Source organism: Micromonospora sp. URMC 103 (assembly GCF_051386435.1).
Lineage (GTDB): Bacteria > Actinomycetota > Actinomycetes > Mycobacteriales > Micromonosporaceae > Micromonospora.
The window spans coordinates 93,136-111,074 of the sequence record NZ_JBPQTR010000005.1 but is presented as its reverse complement, the minus strand read 5'-3'; the positions used below and the strand labels follow the sequence as shown (position 1 = coordinate 111,074).

The 17,939-nt window shown below is 73.4% G+C and carries 14 protein-coding genes; 4 read left to right on the top strand and 10 right to left on the bottom strand.

Features of this window, described 5'->3' with window-relative positions; all coding sequences use genetic code 11:
* Position 1: 1 nt before the first annotated feature.
* Together ACSNOA_RS13815 and ACSNOA_RS13810 are read right to left on the bottom strand one after the other, a co-directional pair.
* Complete coding sequence (locus ACSNOA_RS13815; protein ID WP_436662290.1) at positions 2–883, bottom strand: helix-turn-helix domain-containing protein; 882 nt, start codon at positions 881–883, stop codon at positions 2–4.
* A gap of 129 nt (positions 884–1,012) precedes the next feature.
* On the bottom strand, positions 1,013–1,252 hold the full coding sequence (locus ACSNOA_RS13810) for a DUF397 domain-containing protein (protein ID WP_358176320.1): 240 nt from the start codon (positions 1,250–1,252) through the stop codon (positions 1,013–1,015).
* Positions 1,253–1,513: 261 nt separating this feature from the next.
* Between ACSNOA_RS13810 and ACSNOA_RS13805 the strand changes: the two genes are divergently transcribed.
* Positions 1,514–2,161 carry a GGDEF domain-containing protein gene (locus ACSNOA_RS13805; RefSeq protein ID WP_436658476.1) on the top strand — a complete coding sequence of 216 codons (648 nt, stop codon included), beginning with the start codon at positions 1,514–1,516 and terminating at the stop codon, positions 2,159–2,161.
* A 37-nt stretch (positions 2,162–2,198) separates the two neighbouring features.
* On the opposite strand, the gene ACSNOA_RS13800 is transcribed toward ACSNOA_RS13805, so the two are convergent.
* Complete coding sequence (locus ACSNOA_RS13800; RefSeq protein WP_436658475.1) at positions 2,199–2,672, bottom strand: SRPBCC family protein; 474 nt, start codon at positions 2,670–2,672, stop codon at positions 2,199–2,201.
* Complete coding sequence (locus ACSNOA_RS13795; RefSeq protein WP_436658474.1) at positions 2,656–3,000, bottom strand: ArsR/SmtB family transcription factor; 345 nt, start codon at positions 2,998–3,000, stop codon at positions 2,656–2,658. The genes ACSNOA_RS13800 and ACSNOA_RS13795 overlap by 17 nt, the downstream gene beginning before the upstream one ends.
* 146 nt (positions 3,001–3,146) lie before the next feature.
* Between ACSNOA_RS13795 and ACSNOA_RS13790 the strand changes: the two genes are divergently transcribed.
* Positions 3,147–3,797, top strand: coding sequence for a flavodoxin family protein (locus tag ACSNOA_RS13790; protein WP_436658473.1), 651 nt, complete (start codon positions 3,147–3,149; stop codon positions 3,795–3,797).
* A 3-nt stretch (positions 3,798–3,800) separates the two neighbouring features.
* Here the strand turns inward: ACSNOA_RS13790 and ACSNOA_RS13785 are convergent, their stop codons facing one another.
* Positions 3,801–4,286, bottom strand: coding sequence for a type II toxin-antitoxin system PemK/MazF family toxin (locus ACSNOA_RS13785; RefSeq protein WP_436658472.1), 486 nt, complete (start codon positions 4,284–4,286; stop codon positions 3,801–3,803).
* 205 nt (positions 4,287–4,491) lie between these two features.
* Here ACSNOA_RS13785 and ACSNOA_RS13780 point away from each other — a divergent pair, with 205 nt between their 5' ends.
* On the top strand, positions 4,492–5,175 hold the full coding sequence (locus ACSNOA_RS13780; protein WP_436658471.1) for a hypothetical protein: 684 nt from the start codon (positions 4,492–4,494) through the stop codon (positions 5,173–5,175).
* Here ACSNOA_RS13780 and ACSNOA_RS13775 read toward each other — a convergent pair.
* Positions 5,172–5,927, bottom strand: coding sequence for a class I SAM-dependent methyltransferase (locus tag ACSNOA_RS13775; protein ID WP_436658470.1), 756 nt, complete (start codon positions 5,925–5,927; stop codon positions 5,172–5,174). The genes ACSNOA_RS13780 and ACSNOA_RS13775 overlap by 4 nt on opposite strands.
* Before the next feature lie 93 nt (positions 5,928–6,020).
* Between ACSNOA_RS13775 and ACSNOA_RS13770 the strand changes: the two genes are divergently transcribed.
* Positions 6,021–7,298 carry a hypothetical protein gene (locus ACSNOA_RS13770; protein ID WP_436662288.1) on the top strand — a complete coding sequence of 426 codons (1,278 nt, stop codon included), beginning with the start codon at positions 6,021–6,023 and terminating at the stop codon, positions 7,296–7,298.
* A gap of 783 nt (positions 7,299–8,081) precedes the next feature.
* Here the strand turns inward: ACSNOA_RS13770 and ACSNOA_RS13765 are convergent.
* Genes ACSNOA_RS13765 through ACSNOA_RS13750 form a run of 4 tightly spaced genes read right to left on the bottom strand, consistent with a single transcriptional unit; the run spans position 8,082 to position 17,878 of the window.
* A complete protein-coding gene (locus tag ACSNOA_RS13765; protein WP_436658469.1) occupies positions 8,082–13,619 on the bottom strand; it encodes a non-ribosomal peptide synthetase/MFS transporter in 5,538 nt (1,845 codons plus the stop codon).
* Positions 13,616–16,738: a non-ribosomal peptide synthetase gene (locus tag ACSNOA_RS13760; protein ID WP_436658468.1), complete on the bottom strand. Its 3,123-nt coding sequence runs from the start codon at positions 16,736–16,738 to the stop codon at positions 13,616–13,618. Before ACSNOA_RS13760 ends, ACSNOA_RS13765 begins: the two co-directional genes overlap by 4 nt.
* Positions 16,735–16,923, bottom strand: coding sequence for an MbtH family protein (locus ACSNOA_RS13755; RefSeq protein ID WP_436658467.1), 189 nt, complete (start codon positions 16,921–16,923; stop codon positions 16,735–16,737). The genes ACSNOA_RS13760 and ACSNOA_RS13755 overlap by 4 nt, the downstream gene beginning before the upstream one ends.
* A gap of 1 nt (position 16,924) precedes the next feature.
* Positions 16,925–17,878 carry a TauD/TfdA family dioxygenase gene (locus tag ACSNOA_RS13750; protein WP_436658466.1) on the bottom strand — a complete coding sequence of 318 codons (954 nt, stop codon included), beginning with the start codon at positions 17,876–17,878 and terminating at the stop codon, positions 16,925–16,927.
* Between the last annotated feature and the right edge of the window lie 61 nt (positions 17,879–17,939).

Here is a 17,939-nt window from a genome sequence, read left to right as displayed (position 1 = left end):
GTCAGGCCGGGTAGAGCTGGTCGCGCAGCCGGGCGAGCAGCTCTGGCGTCCGCTCGGGTGGCTCCGCCTCGATGCAGAGCCGCTCCATGGCGAGCGCGTAGTGGTCAAGGTCGTCCCGCTTGTCGAGGTAGATCGCGCTGGTCAGCTGCTCGATGTAGACGATGTCGGGCAGGTCCTGGTCGCCGAAGCGCAGGATGGTGAACGCGCCGCCGGCCGCCGCGTGGCCGCCGGCGACGAACGGGATGATCTGCAGCCGGACGTTCGGCGACCGTGTCGCCTCGATGAGCGCCGTCAACTGGCCGCGCATGACCTCCGCGCCGCCGATCGGACGCCGCAGCGCCGCCTCGTCCACCACGGCCCACAACTGCGGCGGGTCGGCCCGGCGCAGCAACTCCTGGCGCCGCATCCGCAGCCCCACCCGGCGGTCGATCTCGTCCGGCGCGGCCGCGCCGTGTCCGAGCAGCACCACCGCCCGGGCGTACGCGGGCGTCTGCAGCAGCCCGGGGACGAACTGCACCTCGTACGTGCGGATCAGCGCCGCCGCGGCCTCCAGCCCGAGGTAGGACTGGAACCAGGTGGGCAGCACGTCGCCGTACCGGTGCCACCACCCGGGGCTGTTCGCGTCCCGGGCGAGCTTGAGCAGCACCTCGCGTTCCTCGGCGTCGGTCACGCCGTAGAGGGTGAGCAGGTCGGCGACGTCACGCTCCTTGAACCCGACCCGGCCCAGCTCCATGCGGCTGATCTTCGACTCGGAGGCGCGGATCTCCCACCCGGCGCCCTCCCGGGTGACACCGCTGGACTCCCGCAGGCGGCGGAGCTGGGCGCCGAGCAGCATGCGCAGCACGGTCGGCCCGGTTGTCGGGCCACCGTCGGCGGGAACCATCGTCACGTGCCGACCTCCGCGTACCACGCACGGCCGGGCTCCGGCCCGGCCGACGAGTAGCATGCCATGGACGGACGGTGAGAGGTACTCCTCCGGACCGGCGACCCGGGGCACCGCCGGACGGGTCGCTCAGGCGATCAGGTGGTCGAAGTCCCCGTCCCGCGCGCCGAGGACGAAGGCGGCGATCTCGTCCACTGTGTAGATGAGGGCCGGCCCGTCCGGGTGCCGCGAGTTGCGTACGGCGATACCCGCCCCGCCGGGCAGCTCGGCGAGCTCGACGCAGTTGCCGCTCGGGTTGCTCCGGCGACTCTTCTGCCAGTTCAGCGGGGGAAGCTGGGTGGCGGGGACGCCGTTTCTCGGCTGCTGCATGAGGGGTCTTTCTGCTCAGGAGCCGGCCGATTGCCGTGGGGAGGAGCGGTGGGCGGCGCGGGGTGACTGTCGACATCGGACGGTGCTGCACGTGCATCTGCTATTGCATCTGCATCGGACGGCGAGCATGATAACCCATGTGTACGGTACTGATCCGTTCACGGTGAGTGACCTGACCTGGGCCTTGACCAGGGACAACGAGGGCCCGCACGGGCGCGTCGGCCACGTCGGGGCCCGGGCGGCGGCGTGACGGGAGGGCTCGTGCCGGATCCGGTGAGTGTCGCGTCCGGCATCTGTGCCGCGGGCGCGCTTCTCTCCTCCTGGCAGCTGCGCCGCCGGGCCGTACGGGCCGAGGCCGAGATCGAGCACCTGCAGGCCGAGCTGGCCGCCGAGCGGCACGCCGCGAGCCACGATCCGTTGACCGGGCTGCCCAACCGGCGGGCCTTCTACCGGCTGGCGGCCACGCTGCTCACCGACGCCGCGGGGCGACCGCTGATCGCCGTGGTGCTCGACGTGGACGACTTCAAACTGGTCAACGACCGCTACGGGCACGCGGCGGGCGACCAGGTGCTGATCAGCGTCGCCGAACGGCTCGCGGCGTTCGCCGGCGACAACCCGGTCGCCCGGCTCGGCGGCGACGAGTTCGCGGGGCTGCTCGTGAGCCCGAGCGTGGACCGCCGCTGGGTCGACCACGCCACTCGGCGGCTCTGCGAGATGCTGGCCGCGCCCATCCCGCTGGGCGGCTTCAGCCTGCGGGTGACCGCCTCGGTGGGGCTCGCGCCGGTGACCGGCCCGGCCCAGCTCACCGAGGCGCTGCGCCAGGCGGACGCGGCCATGTATCGGGCGAAGAGCGTGAGCGCCGACCGGGCCGCCCGCCAACTCGTCGACACCGTCGGCCTGCCGGACTGAGGCGGCGGGTCGCGCGCCGCGACCCGCCGCACGGCGGTCAGACGAGGGTGGCGAGGTGCCGGTCCAGAGCGGCGTACGACTCGGCCGCACCCTGCGTCATGCCGGAGTCGAGCATGCCGTCGCGCTCGTCCTTCGTGTCGAAGCGGGTCGTGCCGGTCACCACCGTGCGGCCACCCTCCTCGGTGAAGACCAGCGTCTCCACCGCCACGTGCCCGGGCATGCCCTCGTACTCGAAGGTCTGCACGATCCGCTCCGGCACCGCGATCTCCCGGAACTCGCCCCGGAAGCCGTACGCGTTGCCGTCGTCGGCGTGCTCCACGTAGCGGTAGCGCCCGCCCACCCGGAAGTCGATCTCGACGTCGAGCGGGTTGCCCCTCCCCCACCAGCGCTTCAGGTGCTCCGCCTGGGTGTGCGCGGCGAAGACCAGGTCGCGGGGGGCGTCGAAGCTGCGGGTGAGGGTGATCTCGTGGTCGGACGGCAGGTCGATCGCCATGTCACTGAGCTGGCCCATCGTTGCTCTCCTTCAGATCGCGTAGATAGCTGTCCAACGTGTCGTAACGCTCGTCCCAGAGCCTGCGGTACTGGTCCACCCACTCGCCGACGGTGCGCAGCGGTGCCGGGTCCAACCGGCACCGGCGCCACTGCGCCTCCCGCGTACGCACGACGAGCCCCGCCCGCTCCAGCACGTTGAGGTGCTTGGAGATGGCCTGGACGCTCACCGGAAAGGGCGCCGCCAACTCGTTGACCGTCGCGTCGCCGGCCGCCAGCCGGGCCAGGATCGCCCGCCGCGTCGGATCGGCGAGCGCGGCGAACACGACGCTGACCGGATCGTCCGCCACGGCACCTGTCCTCAACTAGATGGTTGATAAACCGATGAGTTGAATCTACAGGTCACCGGGCGGTTGTCAAGCGGAACCCGTGAGGTGTTCCGTGCGGTCGGCCGGGTAACAGACGAAGGACGCGGCACCGGCCGAGAGGAACGAACGTGGCGACGATCCGGGCGCTGGTCCTGAACTGCACCCTCAAGCGGTCACCGGCGGCGTCCAGCGCCGAGGCGCTCGGACGCGAGGTGCTCGACGCCCTGGCCGATCAGGGCGTCGAAGGCGAACTGATCCGCATCGTCGACCACGACGTACGCTTCGGTGTCTCCACCGACGAGGGCGACGGCGACGGGTGGCCGGCCATCCGCGCCAAGCTGCTTGCCGCGCAGATCCTCGTCATCGCCACGCCCATCTGGCTGGGGCAGCCCTCCTCCGTGACGAAGATGGTGCTGGAACGCCTCGACGCCGAACTGTCCGAGACCGACGACGAGGGACGCCTGCTCACGTACGGAAAGGTCGCCGGGGTGGCGGTCGTGGGCAACGAGGACGGCGCCCACCACACCATCGGCGAGGTGCAGCAGGCGCTCAACGAGGTGGGCTTCACCTGCGCCGCCGCCGGCGCGACGTACTGGGTCGGGGAGGCGCTCCACAAGGTGGACTACATCGACGCCGGCCCGAAGCCCGACACCACGGGCCGCTCCACGAAGGCGCTGGCGCTCAACAGCGCGCACCTGGCGCGACTGCTCGCCGAGAACCCGTACCCACCGCCGGACGCCCGGTCCGCCGCCGTGGGGCCGAGCCGCGAACCCGCCTGACCGTCAGCGCCAGCCGTAGCCGGCGCGCAACGCCCGGCCCACCCGGTCGAAGCGGGACCGGTCCAGGATCGCGCCCTCGCGGCGGATGCTGTCCTCCCGCATGGTCAGCACGCGGTCCAACCGGATCCAGCTCGGCCGGTTGTCCCGGTCCCACGCCCCCGGACCGAGGGCCAGCCAGTGCCGCTGGCCGTCCCGGTCGCTCTGGCTAGAAAGCATCAGCCCATACAGCGTGCGACTGTGCCGCCCCACGACCAGCACCGGGCGGTCCTTGCCCTGGCGGGGGTCGTCCTCGTACGGCACCCACGTCCACACGATCTCACCCGGGTCGGCCTGCCCGTCCAGCTCCGGGGCGTACGTCAACTCCCGGCGTTGCAGCGCGGCGACCTGGCGCCGGCGCGCCACCTGGGCCGGCGCCGGCCCGGAACGACGGGGACGGGGGACGACGGCGCCGCCGATGCGGGCCGCCACGCTCCTCAACAGTCCTGCCACGGCGGGGAGCCTATCCCTCCGGCCCGCGGCGCCCGCGCCCGGTGGAGTGCGGGCCCGAAAACCACTGGTCGCCCGGGGCGGGAACCCGCAGGATCGACGGCATGCCCGTCCCCGCCCACCAGATCCGCGCCCAGTTCGACGCCGACACCGTCGCGGCCGTCATCGGCGCTGACGGACCCCGCCGCTGACTCGGGAGGCGCGTCGAATGCACCGCTACGGGCCGGTCCCCCGGGTCACGCCGGCAGCCGACGTGGCCGACGTCGCCGCCGGCGACCTGCTGGACGTGACGCGAGCCTTCCTGGCGATCCTGGCGCTCCCCCAGTCGGCGGTCGACCACGTCGACGCGCTCGTCGTGCCCACCGGCCAGGGCGAGGAGTGGCGTCTCACCCACGCCATCCGTCGCTGGGAGGCGAACCCCGCCATCCGACACCTGCTCGTGGCGGACGGGAACCCGGCGGAGGCCACGTACCGGGAGATCACGCTGCCGTACCTCCGTGAACTCGGCCTCCGCCGCCGTGACGGGGTGCACCTGCAGGGCGAGCCGGCTCCGCACACGGGGCTCCAGGCCGCGTGGATCGCGGACAGGGCCGAAGAGCTCGGCCTCACGAGCCTCGCGCTCAGCGTCTCCCCGTACCACCTGCCCCGCGTGTACCTCACGGTCCTGAAGGCGTTGGGGCGGAAGGCTCTGCGCGTCGCCCTCGTCCCCGACCCGGTGGCGATCCCTCCCCACGTGGCCGCCCCGGAGACGCACGCGAACGCCTACGACCTGCTGCCGGGGGAAGCGGTGCGGATCCTCAGGTACGCCGACGAGGGCTGGGTGGCCACGCTCGACGAACTCCAGCACTACCTGCGGTGGCTGTGGAGCGGACATCTCCCCCGGGCCCGCTAGCGTTCGAAGACAAGCAGCTCGCTGGTCTCGTACTGCGGCCCGCCGTCCAGCGAGGGCAGCGCGGCCTCGATCCTCGCGAAACCCTCGTCGATCATCTCCTCGCTCAGGTGCGCGAAGACCGAGACGGCACGCATCCTGAGGCGTTCGACGTCTTCGGCCAGGCTCGCCGAGCGGGGCCAGGTGACTTCCTCCTGAGCGACGAGCGTCCACCCGGCGCGGACGAAGTCACCCTTCACCTCCCCCTCGGACCCGAACTGCGCCGTGTCGACGCTCTTCCATTCGGGAACCACGCGGAACCACCAGACGTCCGGCATCCGGTCGGAGAAGTTCGCCTGGACGAAGAGCCGGCCGCCCGGCCTGACGACCCGCCGCAACTCGCGAGCGGCGGCCTCGTGATCGGCCACGTGGTGCCAGACGAAGAACAGCAGGGCCGCGTCACACGAGGCGTCCGGCAACGGGATGCTCTCGGCGGAGCCAGCGGCGTACGTGACCGCGGGATGGCCGGCGGACGCGAGGGCCCGGGCACGCATCCGGTCCGACGGCTCGACCCCGTGAACGGGCCCACCGAAGGCGTCCGCCAGCGTGGGGGTCATCCGGCCGGTGCCGGAGCCCAGGTCGAGCCAGACCAGCGGCCGCGTCTCCGGCAGGTGGCGGGCGAACGCCGCCGTCCAGGTGCGCAGGGCCTCGGGCGACATCCGCCGCCCCGCCGTGTAGACCGCGTGCAGGCGCGCGTCGTAGTCGAGCTTCTCCACGCCGCCTCCCCGTTCGCCCCGACCGGCCCAGCATAGGTCGGAAACCCTCGCGGGGCTGACGCCGGCGCGGCCAGCGGGCACAGTGGAGCGGTGATGGTTCTTCGCGGGCCGGTGGCCCGATACGCCGAGCGTGTGCACGGCCTCGTCGCAAGCGGGCACCACGTCGCCTCACCACTCGGCGCCTGGCTGCTGCTGGCCCTCGTGGCCCCGGCCGCCACCGGCGCCGCCCGTGCCGAGTTGGAGGAGGCGCTCGGCGTCGACGCGGAGCGCGCCGCCGAGACCGCCCGCGCCCTGTTGTCGACGCCGCATCCGCTGGTGGCCTCGGCGAGCGCCCTCTGGGAGCGGGCCGCCGCCGAGGGTCCCGCCGGGCAGCGGGCCGCCGGCGAGGGTATGGCCGGGTGGCGGGCCACGCTGCCGGAGACCACCGAGACCGGGCCGCTACCCGGCCAGGCGGCGCTGGACGCCTGGGCGCGCGAGCGGACGCTCGGCCTCGTCGAGACGTTCCCGCTCACCGTGCAGCCCGAGACGGTCCTGATCCTGGCCACCGCGCTGGCCACCCGCGTCTCGTGGGCGGATCCGTTCCAGGTCGCGTCGGGCCGCGAGCTGGGCCCGGGCAGCGCCTGGGCGGGCCGGCTGCGCCGCGTGCTGCGTACGCCGTGGCACGGGCACACCTGCTGGATCGCGAGCACCGCGCGAGCCGGCGACGTGGCCGTACACGCCGCGCCCGCCCGGGCCGAGGTCGCCGGCGGCCGGGAGGCCGGGATGCTCGTCGTCTCCGTCGCCGCCGCGCCGGACGTTCCGCCCGCCGACGTGCTCGCCGCGGCGCACGAGGTGGCCACCGACGCGACGCGGTCACCGCTCGACGCCAGCGCCGCGCGACGCAGCCTCTACGATTTGCCGCTCGGCGCCACCCCGCTGTGGACACTGCAGGAGGAGCCGACCCGCACGTACGGCGGCCGGGAGGAGCGGTTCACGGCAGTGCTGCCCTGCTGGTCCGCGGAGAGCCGGCACGACCTCACCGCGGGCGCGTTCGGCTTCGGCGCGGCCGCGCGGGCCCTCGGCGAGCTGATGGGAATGCCGGAGCTGCGCTACGAGGCGGCGCAGGCGGCGACGGCCCGCTACGGCCGGTACGGCTTCGAGGCCGCCGCGGTGACCGCGTTCGCCGCGGCGACCGGGCTGCCACCGGAGGGCGTCGCCCGCATCGCCGAGCTGCGGTTCGGCCATCCGTACGCCGTCGTCGCGGTGGCCACCGACACGCGAGACGGCGCGCCGGCCGGCCCGTGGCACGGCCTGCCGGTCTACTCGGCGTGGGTGGTCGAGCCGTCGGAGTTGCCGGACGAGGACCTCACCGATCCGGCGACCGCCTTCTGACGGTGACCCCGGCCTTGCTCGGACGCGAGTGTCCCGCGCCGGGCCCACACGTGAGGCCGGCGCGTGAGGCGCGCACGCGAGGCGTGGACGTGGGGGGCGCGCCAAGATCCGCACAACTTCCGTGAAGTAGTGGCCTCCGTCGGCGCCGAGGCCACTACTTCAGGGAACTTGCTCGGATCTTGGCCCCGACGGATGGATCGCGCTGCCGGATTAGCCCGCCTTCCCCGGCAGCGGGCGGCTCGCGCTACCCAGGCTCAGGGAGACGTCGGCGCCCCGCCGGCCAGCGCGTCACACCCGACACGAAGATCCGCGCAACGTCCGGGAAGTAGTGCCCTCCGTCGGCGCCGAGGCCGCCATTTCGGGGAAGTTGCGCGGATCTTGGACCAGCCCGAGGGCACCGGCCCGCTGGCCGCCCGGGCGCAGGCAGACGTCGCGCTCCGCGACCCGGCCCGCGCATGACGCTCGCGACGAAGATCCGCACAGCTTCCCGGAAGTAGCCGCCTCCACCGGCGCTGAAGCCACAACATCCGGGAAGGTGTCGCCTCCACCGGCGCTGAGGCCACAACATCCGGGAAGTAGTCGCCCTCCGCCGGCGCTGTAGCCACAACATCCCGGAAGTAGCCGCCTCCACCGGCGCTGAAGCCACAACATCCGGGAAGGTGTCGCCCTCCGCCGGCGCTGAGGCCACAACATCCGGGAGACACTGCATCCGCCGGCTCGGGTCGGGGCCTCCGGTCACCCGGAGGCCCCGATCGCCGCCGTCGTGACCGGCGACCGCTCGTTTCACACCCCGACCGGCACCTTCCCCCCGTCCTGCTCGGCGGCGCGGGCGGCGAGGCGCCGCTCCCGCTCCTGCGCGCCGATCAGGTCGTCGGGCAGGGAGTCCTCCACCTCGATGTCGAAGCGACGCAGCATCCGGATGGCGAAGCCGCCGAGCGTGATGAGGACCAGGGCCGCGCCGAAGCAGACGTACGCGAACCCGATGCCCCGGCCCGGACCCGTGCCGATCACCGCGCCCACCGAGCCGGCCAGCGCGCCACCCGGAGCGAGCATCGGCTCGAAGAGGTTGGTGGCCGCCGGGGCCAGCAGCGCGAACCCGATCGGCAGGGTCGACCAGGAGATGGTCTGGTTGAGGCTGAACACCCGGCCGTGGAAGCGCTGCGGCACCTTGACCTGCACGATGGTCGCGTAGATCGACTGCGCGGTGGTCATCGCCATGGCCAGCCAGAACGCCCCGACGCAGATCATCGCCACCGAGGCGTCCAGGCCTACGAGGACGCAGCCGATCGCGGTGCCGAGGTTGCCGATCAGCACGCCGATCATCCGCCGGTGCCGCGGGCCGCCCCAGAGCGACATGAGCACGCCCCCGGCCACGGCGCCGGACGCCTCGGCGAGCGCCACCTGTGCCACCTGGGTCGCCGTGCCGAAGGACAGCACCAGCGGGGTGGTGAGCACCAGGGCGGGCGCCAGGAAGATGTTGCCCAGCGCGAAGTAGCCGAGCATCAGCCGGAACCCGCGGTGCTGCCAGGAGTAGCGCAGGCCGTTGGCGATCGCCACGAGCAGCCGCTCGCGTGGCCGCCAGCCCAGCGAGTCCGGGAAGCGGACCACGGCCAGGGTGAGCACCGCCACCAGGTAGCTGGCCACGTCGAGGAGCAGGATGCCCTTCAGCTCGATGGCGGCCAGCAGCCCGGCCGCGAAGACCGGCATGAGCAGCATCGCGAAGCCGTTGGAGAGCTGCGTGATGCCCATGGCGTGCCCGAGGTAGCGCTTCGGCACGAGCTGCGGGACGGCCGACTGGAACGCGATGCGTTGGAAGGAGCCGGCCACCTGGCTCAGCGCCACGAGACCGTAAATGTGCCACAGCGCGAGGTTGTCCGTCCAGAGCAGCGCGGCGAGGACCACCTGAATGGAGCCGGCGCTGCTGCTGGCGATCATCATGATCTTCCGCCGGCTGACCCGGTCGGTGACCGCTCCGGCGATCGGCAGCATCAGCACACCGCAGATCAGCGCGAGGGCCCAGAGCAGGCCGAGGTCGGCCACCGAGCCGGTCTGCGTGAACAGCCAGATGGGCAGCGCGAACGCGGTGAGCGCCGACCCGGTGGTCGAGACCAGTTGCCCGGCCGTGACCGCCACGAAGCGGGCCATGCTCGGCTTGACCGTGTCCCGTGTCGGCCGCTCGTCCGCGCCGACGCGCATGGTGTCGTACACCGCCCAGGCGGCGTCCTGGCCCCGCGCCTCGCGGGTGAGGTCGGTGACGTCCCCGTCGGCGACGGCCCGGTGCGTCCGCGTGACGATCTCGGCCAGCTCGTCCGCGCGGTACTTGAGGAAGAAGTGGCCGGCCTGGTCGAGCACCACGAGCGCCACGGTGTCGCTCAGGAACTGCCACTCGGTGTACCGCTCGGTGTAGTAGTCGGTGACCGGGTCCTCGGAGCCGACGACCGAGACGATCGGCGCCCGCAGCTTCGTGGCCCGCCGGTCGAGCAGGCCCGTGAAGTACTCCTCGGAGGCCCGGGAGTCGGCGCGCATGTTGCTGATGATCCGGTCCGCCTGCTCCGGGTCCAGCTCGTCGGTGTCCACTCCCATCGACTTGAGCCAGCTCGCGTAGTGCCGGTTGCTGCGGAGCTTCTCGAGCCGGGTCCGCACCGCGGCGAAGAGCCCCTTCGGGCGCGCGAAGGGGAACATCGCCCCGATGTAGAGCGCCTCCAGGTCGCGGCCGGCGGCCTCCACCTTGCGGGCCACCTCGGTGACGATCGCGCTGCCGACCCCGCAGTGGCCGTAGAGCACGAGGGGGCCCTCGACGCGCTCCAGGATCTCCTCGGCCACGCGGGTGGTCAGCTCGTCGAACGGCAGGGCGTCCTCGCTGAGCCCCACGTCGTGGCCGGGGATGGCCAGCGACCAGAGCGCGTGCCCGGCCGGCAGCGCGTCGGCGAGCGGCTGGTAGACGATGGCGCTGCCGCCGCCGTACGGCACACACACGTACGACACGACCCGCTGCGCCACCGGGATCGGCTTGGTCAGCTCGTACAGCAGTCGGCGCGGCCCCTTGTCCCCCGCGGCGCCGGTCATGAAGGCGGCCAGCTCCCGGATCGTGCGCTGCTGGAACAGGTCCATGACGCCGACCGGGCGGCCACCGGACTCCGCCTTGCGGATCTTCGCGACCACCTGGGTGGCGAGCATGGAGTGCCCGCCGAGGTCGAAGAAGTCGTCGTCGATGCCGAGCGTCGCCACGCCGAGCACCTCCGACCAGATCCCGGCCAGCAGGCGCTCGGTGTCGTCGCGCGGCTCGACGAGCGCCACGGAGGCCTCGCGGGTGACGACCGGCGCGGGCAGGGCCCTGCGGTCCAGCTTGCCGTTCGGGCTCAGCGGCAGCGCGTCGAGGGTGACGAACGCGGCCGGCACCATGTACTCCGGCAGCGTCGCCTTGAGCGCCGCCTTCACGTCGGCGTGCGCGGCCCCGCCCACCAGGTACGCGGTCAGCCGCTTGTCGCCGGGGGTGTCCTCCCGGACGATCACCGCGGCCTCGGTCACCCCGGGCTGCTCCCGCAGCGCGCTCTCGATCTCTCCCAGCTCGATCCGCAGGCCGCGCAGCTTCACCTGGTGGTCGATGCGCCCCAGGAACTCGATGACACCGGAAGGGGTGTCAGCCACGGCGCCCGGGCCGGCGTCGGAACCCGGGGCGATCCGCCAGCGGGCCAGGTCGCCCGTGCGGTACAGCCGGGCGCCGGGCTCGCCCGAGAACGGGTCCGGCACGAACCGCTCGGCGGTCAGGGCCGGCCGGCGGTGGTAGCCGCGGGCCAGACCGACGCCGCCGATGTGCAGCTCGCCGGCAACGCCCACGGGGCACTCGTTGCCGGCGGCGTCGAGGACGTGCAGCCGCAGGTTCGCGATGGGCGCGCCGATCGGCACGCTGGTCAGATCGCCGAGCAGCGCCGGGTCGCAGTGCCAGGAGCTGACGTCGATGGCCGCCTCGGTCGGCCCGTACAGGTTGTGCAGGCCGCACCAGGGCAGCCGTGCCGTGAAGTCGGTGGCGGTGGGCAGCGGCAGTTCCTCGCCGGAGCAGATGACCCGCCGCAGCGCCGTGGCCGCCTCGACGCCGTCCTCGGCGAGGAAGACCGTCAGCATCGACGGCACGAAGTGGCCGGTGGTCACCTCCTCGGCGACGAGCAGGTCCCGCAGGTAGCCGGCGTCCTTGTGGCCGCCGGGCTTCGCGAGCACGAGCCGGGCACCCTCGCGCAGCGGCCAGAAGAACTCCCACACCGACACGTCGAAACTGGCCGGCGTCTTCTGGAGCACCGCGTCGGCCGGGCCGATCCGGTAGGTCTTCTGCATCCAGTCGAGCCGGTTGACGATGCCCCGGTGGGTGTTCGGCACGCCCTTCGGCCGGCCCGTGGAGCCCGACGTGTAGATGACGTACGCGAGGTGCTCGGGGCCGGCCACCGGGCTCGGGTCGGTCGCCGGCTGGTCGGCCCACACGGCCTCGTCGTCGAGGGCCAGCACCGTGGCGCCGGTCCGGGGCAGCACGTCGCGGAGCTGCTCCTGCACGAGCACGACGGGCGCGGCCGCGTCGGTGAGCATGAACGCCAGCCGGTCGGCGGGGTACTCCGGATCCAGCGGCAGGTAGGCGCCGCCGGCCTTAACCACACCGAGCAGGGCGGCGACCAGCTCCACCGAACGCTCCGCGCAGACCCCGACGAGGGTCTCCGGGCCCACGCCGGCGGCGCGCAGCCGGTGGGCGATCCGGTTGGCGGCGGCGTTGAGCTGGGCGTACGTCACCGAGCATCCCTCGAAGCGCAGCGCCACCGCGTCCGGGGTGCGGGCGGCCTGCTCCTCGATCGGCCCGTGCAGCGTCTGCGTACGAGGGAAGTCGGTGGTCGTGTCGTTCCAGGCGGCCAGCAGGGACCGCTCGTCCGGCGCCAGCAGGTCGAGGGCGGAGACCGGGGTGCCCGGCGCGGCCACCACGGCCCGCAGGAGCGCGCCGAGCCGTCCGGCCATCCGCCGCACCGTGTCGCGGGTGAACAGATCGGTGTTGAAGACCAGCTTGCCCCAGAGCCCGTCGGCCGTCTCCACGGCGTGCAGCTCGAAGTCGAACCGGGTGGCCCGCAACTCCATGGGCGTCCAGTCGAACGTGACGTCGCTGCTGCCGGGCACTTCGGCGTACCGGCCCATGTCGTAGTTCTGCAACACGAACATGGCCTGGAACACCGGCGAGCGGCTCACGTCGCGGGGCAGACCCAGCTCGTGCACCACCCTGGCGAACGGCACCTCGCCGTGTTCCAGCGCGTCGAGCACGCCGCGCCGCGTCCGCTCCAGCAGCTCGCCGAACGTCGGGTCGCCGGCCAGTTCGGCGCGCAGCGGCAGCATGTTGACGAACATGCCGACCACGTTCTCCAGCTCCGGCGCGGAGCGCCCGGCCACGGAGGCGCCGACGGCGAAGTCGTCCTGGCCGGTGTGCCGGGCGAGGAAGACCTGGTACGCCGCCAGCAGCGTCATGAACAGCGTCCCGCCGTACGCGCGCGTGAGCGCGTTCAGCCCGTCCGTGGTCGCCTTGTCGACGGTGAACTCGACGAAGTCGCCCCGGTAGGTCTGGGCGGCCGGGCGGGGCAGGTCCAGCGGCAGCTCCAGCGGCGGAATCCCGGCGAGCCGCTGCTTCCACCACTCCAGGTGCGCCTGCGCGGCGGGCCCGTCCAGCTCCCGCGCCTCCCAGACGGCGAAGTCGCCGTACTGCACGGGCAGCGCCGGCGGCTCGCCGCCCCGGTAGAGGGTGACGAGGTCGCGCAGCAGCACGTCCACCGACCAGCCGTCCCCCACGATGTGGTGCTTGCCGAGGAAGAGCACGTGCTCGTCGGGCGCGAGCCGGATCAGCAGGGCGCGCAGGAGCGGCCCGCGGGCCAGGTCGAACGGCTCGGCCGCCGCCGCCTCCACCAGTTCCTGCGCGGCGGCGCGGTCGACGGCGTCCACGATGGTCAGCGGGACGCCCACCGTCTCCTCGACGACGACCGTCGGCCGGCCGTCGGCGTCCGCCGGGAAGCGGGTGCGCAGGGACTCGTGCCGCCGGGTCAGCCCGTCGAGCGCCGCGCGCAGCGTCGGCACGTCCAACGGGCCGCGCACCCGCAGGGGCACCGCGATGTGGTACGCGGCCTCGCCGGGGGCGAGCTGGTCCATGAACCAGACCCGCTCCTGGGCGTACGACAGCGGCACCTCGGCGTCCGGCGGGCGCGGGGCGATCCGGGCGGCGGCCGCGGTGGCCTGCCGCCGCCGCAGCCGCTGGGCGATCAGGGCCGTCCGGGCGGCGTCCCGGGCCGGGTCCTTCAGGTCGGTCATGAGGGGTCGTCCTTCTCCGCCGCGAGCAGCGCGGCGACCTCGGTGTCGGAGAGCTCGTCCAGCTCGGCGGCGATCCGTTGCTCGATCTGAACTGCCAGGTCGGCCACCACCGGGCTGCTGAACAGCGCCCGCATGGGCAGCTCCACCTCGACCTCGGCCCGGATGCGGGCCATGGCGCGCATTCCGCGCAGCGAGTTCCCGCCGAGGGCGAAGAAGTCGTCCAGCGCGCCGACCTTCTCCACCTGGAGGATCTCGGCGTACACCTCGGCGACCAGCGCCTCGGCCTCGGTGCGCGGGGCCACGAACCCGTCGGCGGTCGAGTCGGCCGCGGGCGCCGGCAGCGCCGCCACGTCGAGCTTGCCGTTCGGGGTGAGCGGCAACGCGTCGACCACCACGAACGCGGCCGGCACGAGGTGCGCGGGCAGCTCGCGGGCCAGGTCCGCGGCGAGCGCCGCCGGGTCGGCGGCGCCGACGAGGTAGCCGACCAGCTCCGGCTCGCCGGAGTCGGTGCGGACCACCACGGCGGCCTCCCGCACGTCCGCGCGGGCGAGCAGGGCCGACTCGATCTCGCCGAGCTCGATCCGCATGCCCCGGACCTTCACCTGGTTGTCGCGGCGGCCCAGGTACTCCAGCGTCCCGTCGGCCCGCCACCGGGCCAGGTCGCCGGTGCGGTACATCCGCTGCCCCGGCCCGCCGTACGGGCAGGGCAGGAAGCGGTCCGCGGTCAGGGCAGGCCGGCGCAGGTAGCCGCGGGCGAGCTGGTCGCCCGCCACGTACAGCTCCCCGACCACACCGGGCGGCACCGGGTTGAGCGCCGCGTCGAGCAGGTACGCGCGGGTGTTCCAGGTGGGGCGGCCGATCGGCACCGGGCCGGCCGGCGCCGTCTCCCCGGGGGCGATCCGGGCCGCCACGCACCCGACGGTCGCCTCGGTCGGCCCGTACTCGTTGATCACGGCGACGTCCGGGTGTGCGGCCCGCCAGCCGGTGAGCTGCTCGCCGGTGAGCGCCTCGCCGCCGATCACCAGGTCGGTGGTGGGCGACAGCTCCGGGCCGAGCAGCGACAGGTGGCTCGGGGTGACCTTGAGGAACGACGGCGGGCCGCCCGCCCGGGCCGCCGCGTCGTCGAACGCGGCGAGCCGAACCGTGCCGCCGGCCGTGAGCGTGCCGAGCAGGCCGGTCACGGTCAGGTCGAACGAGACCGGCGAGTGCAGCAGCGTCGTACCGGTCAGGCCCGGGTAGGTGTGCCGGGCCCAGGCCAGGTAGGCGGCCACCGCCCGGTGCTCGACCACCACGCCCTTCGGGCGCCCCGTCGAGCCGGACGTGTAGAGCACGTACGCCGGATGCCCGGGACGCAGCGGCGCGAGCCGGTCGGCGTCGGTCAGGTCCGTGTCGGGCTGGTCGACGCCGGTGCCCGCGTCGAGCACCAGCGCGCCGTCGGGGACCAGGCCGGCGGTCTCGCCGGTGGCCAGCACGAGCGCCGGCTCGGCGTCCTCGAGGAGGTACGCGATCCGGCCGGCCGGGTAGCCGGTGTCCACCGGCACGTACGCGGCGCCCGACTTGAGCACCGCGAGGATCGCCACCACCAGCTCGGTCGAGCGGGGCAGCGCGAGCGCCACCCGGGTCTCCGGGCCGGCGCCCCGGGCCACGAGCAGGCGGGCCAGCCGGTTGGCACGGGCGTTCAGCTCGGCGTACGACAGTGTGACGCCCTCGTGGACCAACGCGGTGGCGTCCGGGGTGGCCGCCACCTGCCGCTGCACCTGCGCCACCACGGTCGCGGCCGTCGCCTCGCGCGCGGTGTCGTTCCAGCCGTGCAGCACCCGCTGCCGCTCGGCGTCGTCGAGCAGAGGCAGCGCGGAGACCCGCTGCCGGGGATCGGCCACGGCCGCCTCCAGGAGACGGACGTAGCGCGCGGCGAGGGTCTCGGCGGTGCCGCGGTCGAACAGCGCCGTGCGGTACACGAGTCGGCTGGTCGTCGTGGTGATGTCGAAGGCCAGGTCGTCCTTCGTGGTGCCCAACGCCACCGGGTCCAGGCCGGAGTCCGGGATGAAGTTCAACGCGGTCTGGAAGATGGGCTGCACGGACGGGTCCCGCTGCGGCGCGACCGCCTCCACGATGCGCTGGAACGGGGTCTGCCCGTGCTCCATGGCGTCGACGAGCCCGCCGCGCACCCGCCCGAGCAGGTCGGCGAAGGCGGGGTCGCCGCCCAGGTCGCAGCGGAGCGCCACCGGATTGACGAACATGCCGATCAGCGACGCCACCTCGGGGTTGTCCCGGCCGGCCGTCGAGACACCGACCACCACGTCCTCGTCCCCGGAGATCCGGGACAGCAGGGCGGCGAACGCGGCCAGCAGCACCATGTACGGGGTGGCCGCGTGAGCGGTGGCCAGCTCGCCCACCTGGTCGAGAAGCCCCTCGGGCAGGTCGAAGTGGACCTCGTCGCCCGCGAAGCCGAGCTGCGCCGGACGGGGTCGGTCCAGTGGCAGCCCGGTCACCGGGGGCGCGCCGGCCAGGTGGTCACGCCAGAACGCGAGCTGCCGGTCCAGTTCCGCCCCGGCGAGCTGCTCGCGTTGCCAGACCGCGAAGTCGGCGTACTGGACGGGCAGCTCCGGCACCTCGGCGGGCGCGCCGGTCGGCACCGCCCGGGCGAACGCGGCAAGCTCGGCGGCGAACAGCACTGCCGAGCGGCTGTCGAAGACGGCGTGGTGCACCACGAACAGCAGCGCGACCTGGTCGTCGGCGAGGCGGGCCAGCCGGGCCCGCCACAGCGGCGGGGCGTCCAACGGGATCGGCGTGCGGGCCAGCGCCGTCAGCTCCGCGTCGAAGCGGCGCACCTGCTCGACCCCGGAGAGGGCGCGGAGGTCGACCTCCGGCAGGTCGAACCGTTCGGCGGCGCGGACCACCTGCACGAGCACGCCGTCGTCCACCCGCAGGTGGGTACGCAGCACCTCGTGCCGCGCCACCACCCGGTTGAACACCTCGGTGGCCTGGGCGCTCGTCATGCCCACCGGAAAGCGCCAGGGGCTGGAGACGTTGTAGACCGGCGAGGCGGCGTCGAGCTGGTTGGCGATCCAGACGCGCTCCTGGGCGAACGAGGCCGGGAACGTCCACTCCCGGGTCATGACACACCCTCGCGGACGGAACGGGGACGCATGTCGGTCCACACGGTGTCGACGTGCGCGAGGCACTCCTCCCGGGTGCCGGCGAACCCGGTGTCGTGCCAGCCCGCCGGGAGCTCCCGGTCGGCCGACCAGATCGAGTACTGCTCCTCGTCGTTGCGGACGACCAGGAATCGCGATTCGACCATGTCAGTTCGCTCCGTTGCTCTCGGGGGTGTGCGGTTCCGCCATCGCCACGGCGATCTTGCGGGCGCCGGTGAACGGCTCCCGCCCGTGCGCGGCCGTCATGTTGTCCACGACCAGCACGTCGTCGCGCTGGTAGTCGAAGCGCACGCTCGCCGCCCGGTAGGCGGCACGCAGGTGGTCCATGACGTCGGCGGGGATCTCGCCGCCGTCGCCGTAGTAGGTGTTCGACGGCAGCTCGTCGGCGCCGAACATGGCCAGCAGGCCCTCCTGGTAGTCCTTGGGCAGGGTGCTGATGTGGAAGAACGTCGCGTGGTTGAACCAGCGCGGGGTGTCCGAGCCGGGTCGGTGGTGCACGACGTCGCGCACCGCCCGGGTGCGCAGCCCGTCCCTGCCGCGCCACTCCAGCTCGATGTGGTTCGCCGCCGCGTACGCCTCGACCTCGGCCCGGTCGTCGGTGTTGAACACGTCCTGCCACGGGGTGCCGAAGTCGGCGTGGAAGGTGCGCACCAGCATCCACCGACGCCGGACGAACTCCTCCCGCACCGCGGGGTCGATCTCCCGGTAGACCCGGCGGATGTCGGCCAGGGGCGTGGCCCCCCGCGTCTCGGGCGGCGTGATGCAGTAGAAGAACAGGGTGAGCGGCCAGCGGGCCTGGTACGAGTTCTCGTTGTGCAGGAAGATCTCCTCGTCCGGTGGGTAGTCGGTCGAGGTGTAGACCCGGCCCTTGATGGCGTGCCGGGGTGAGGACCGCTCGGTGTAGGTGAGCGGCTCCCCGGACAGGGCGCGCACCACCCCGTCGAAGCCGTCCACCCCGCCGACCTCGAAGCCGCGGAACAGCAACCCGCCGTGCTCGGCGAGCGCGGCGCGCAGCTCGGCCCGGCGGTCGGTGATGAGGTCGGTCAGGGCGCGGCCGTCGTTCTCGACGACCACCGGCAGCGTGGCGATCGTGTCGCTCATGGCTCTCTACTCCTGGTCTCTCGTGGTCAGGCGCGCGGCGTCTCTCGTGGTCAGGCGCGGC

Excerpts from the sequence above, each read along its gene's own strand:
- ACSNOA_RS13815 (WP_436662290.1), bottom strand. The coding sequence starts at position 883 with ATGGTTCCCGCCGACGGTGGCCCGACAACCGGGCCGACCGTGCTGCGC.
- ACSNOA_RS13810 (WP_358176320.1), bottom strand. The coding sequence starts at position 1,252 with ATGCAGCAGCCGAGAAACGGCGTCCCCGCCACCCAGCTTCCCCCGCTG.
- ACSNOA_RS13800 (WP_436658475.1), bottom strand. The coding sequence starts at position 2,672 with ATGGGCCAGCTCAGTGACATGGCGATCGACCTGCCGTCCGACCACGAG.
- ACSNOA_RS13780 (WP_436658471.1), top strand. The coding sequence starts at position 4,492 with ATGCACCGCTACGGGCCGGTCCCCCGGGTCACGCCGGCAGCCGACGTG.
- ACSNOA_RS13770 (WP_436662288.1), top strand. The coding sequence starts at position 6,021 with ATGGTTCTTCGCGGGCCGGTGGCCCGATACGCCGAGCGTGTGCACGGC.
- ACSNOA_RS13765 (WP_436658469.1), bottom strand. The coding sequence starts at position 13,619 with ATGACCGACCTGAAGGACCCGGCCCGGGACGCCGCCCGGACGGCCCTG.
- ACSNOA_RS13760 (WP_436658468.1), bottom strand. The coding sequence starts at position 16,738 with ATGACCCGGGAGTGGACGTTCCCGGCCTCGTTCGCCCAGGAGCGCGTC.
- ACSNOA_RS13755 (WP_436658467.1), bottom strand. The coding sequence starts at position 16,923 with ATGGTCGAATCGCGATTCCTGGTCGTCCGCAACGACGAGGAGCAGTAC.
- ACSNOA_RS13750 (WP_436658466.1), bottom strand. The coding sequence starts at position 17,878 with ATGAGCGACACGATCGCCACGCTGCCGGTGGTCGTCGAGAACGACGGC.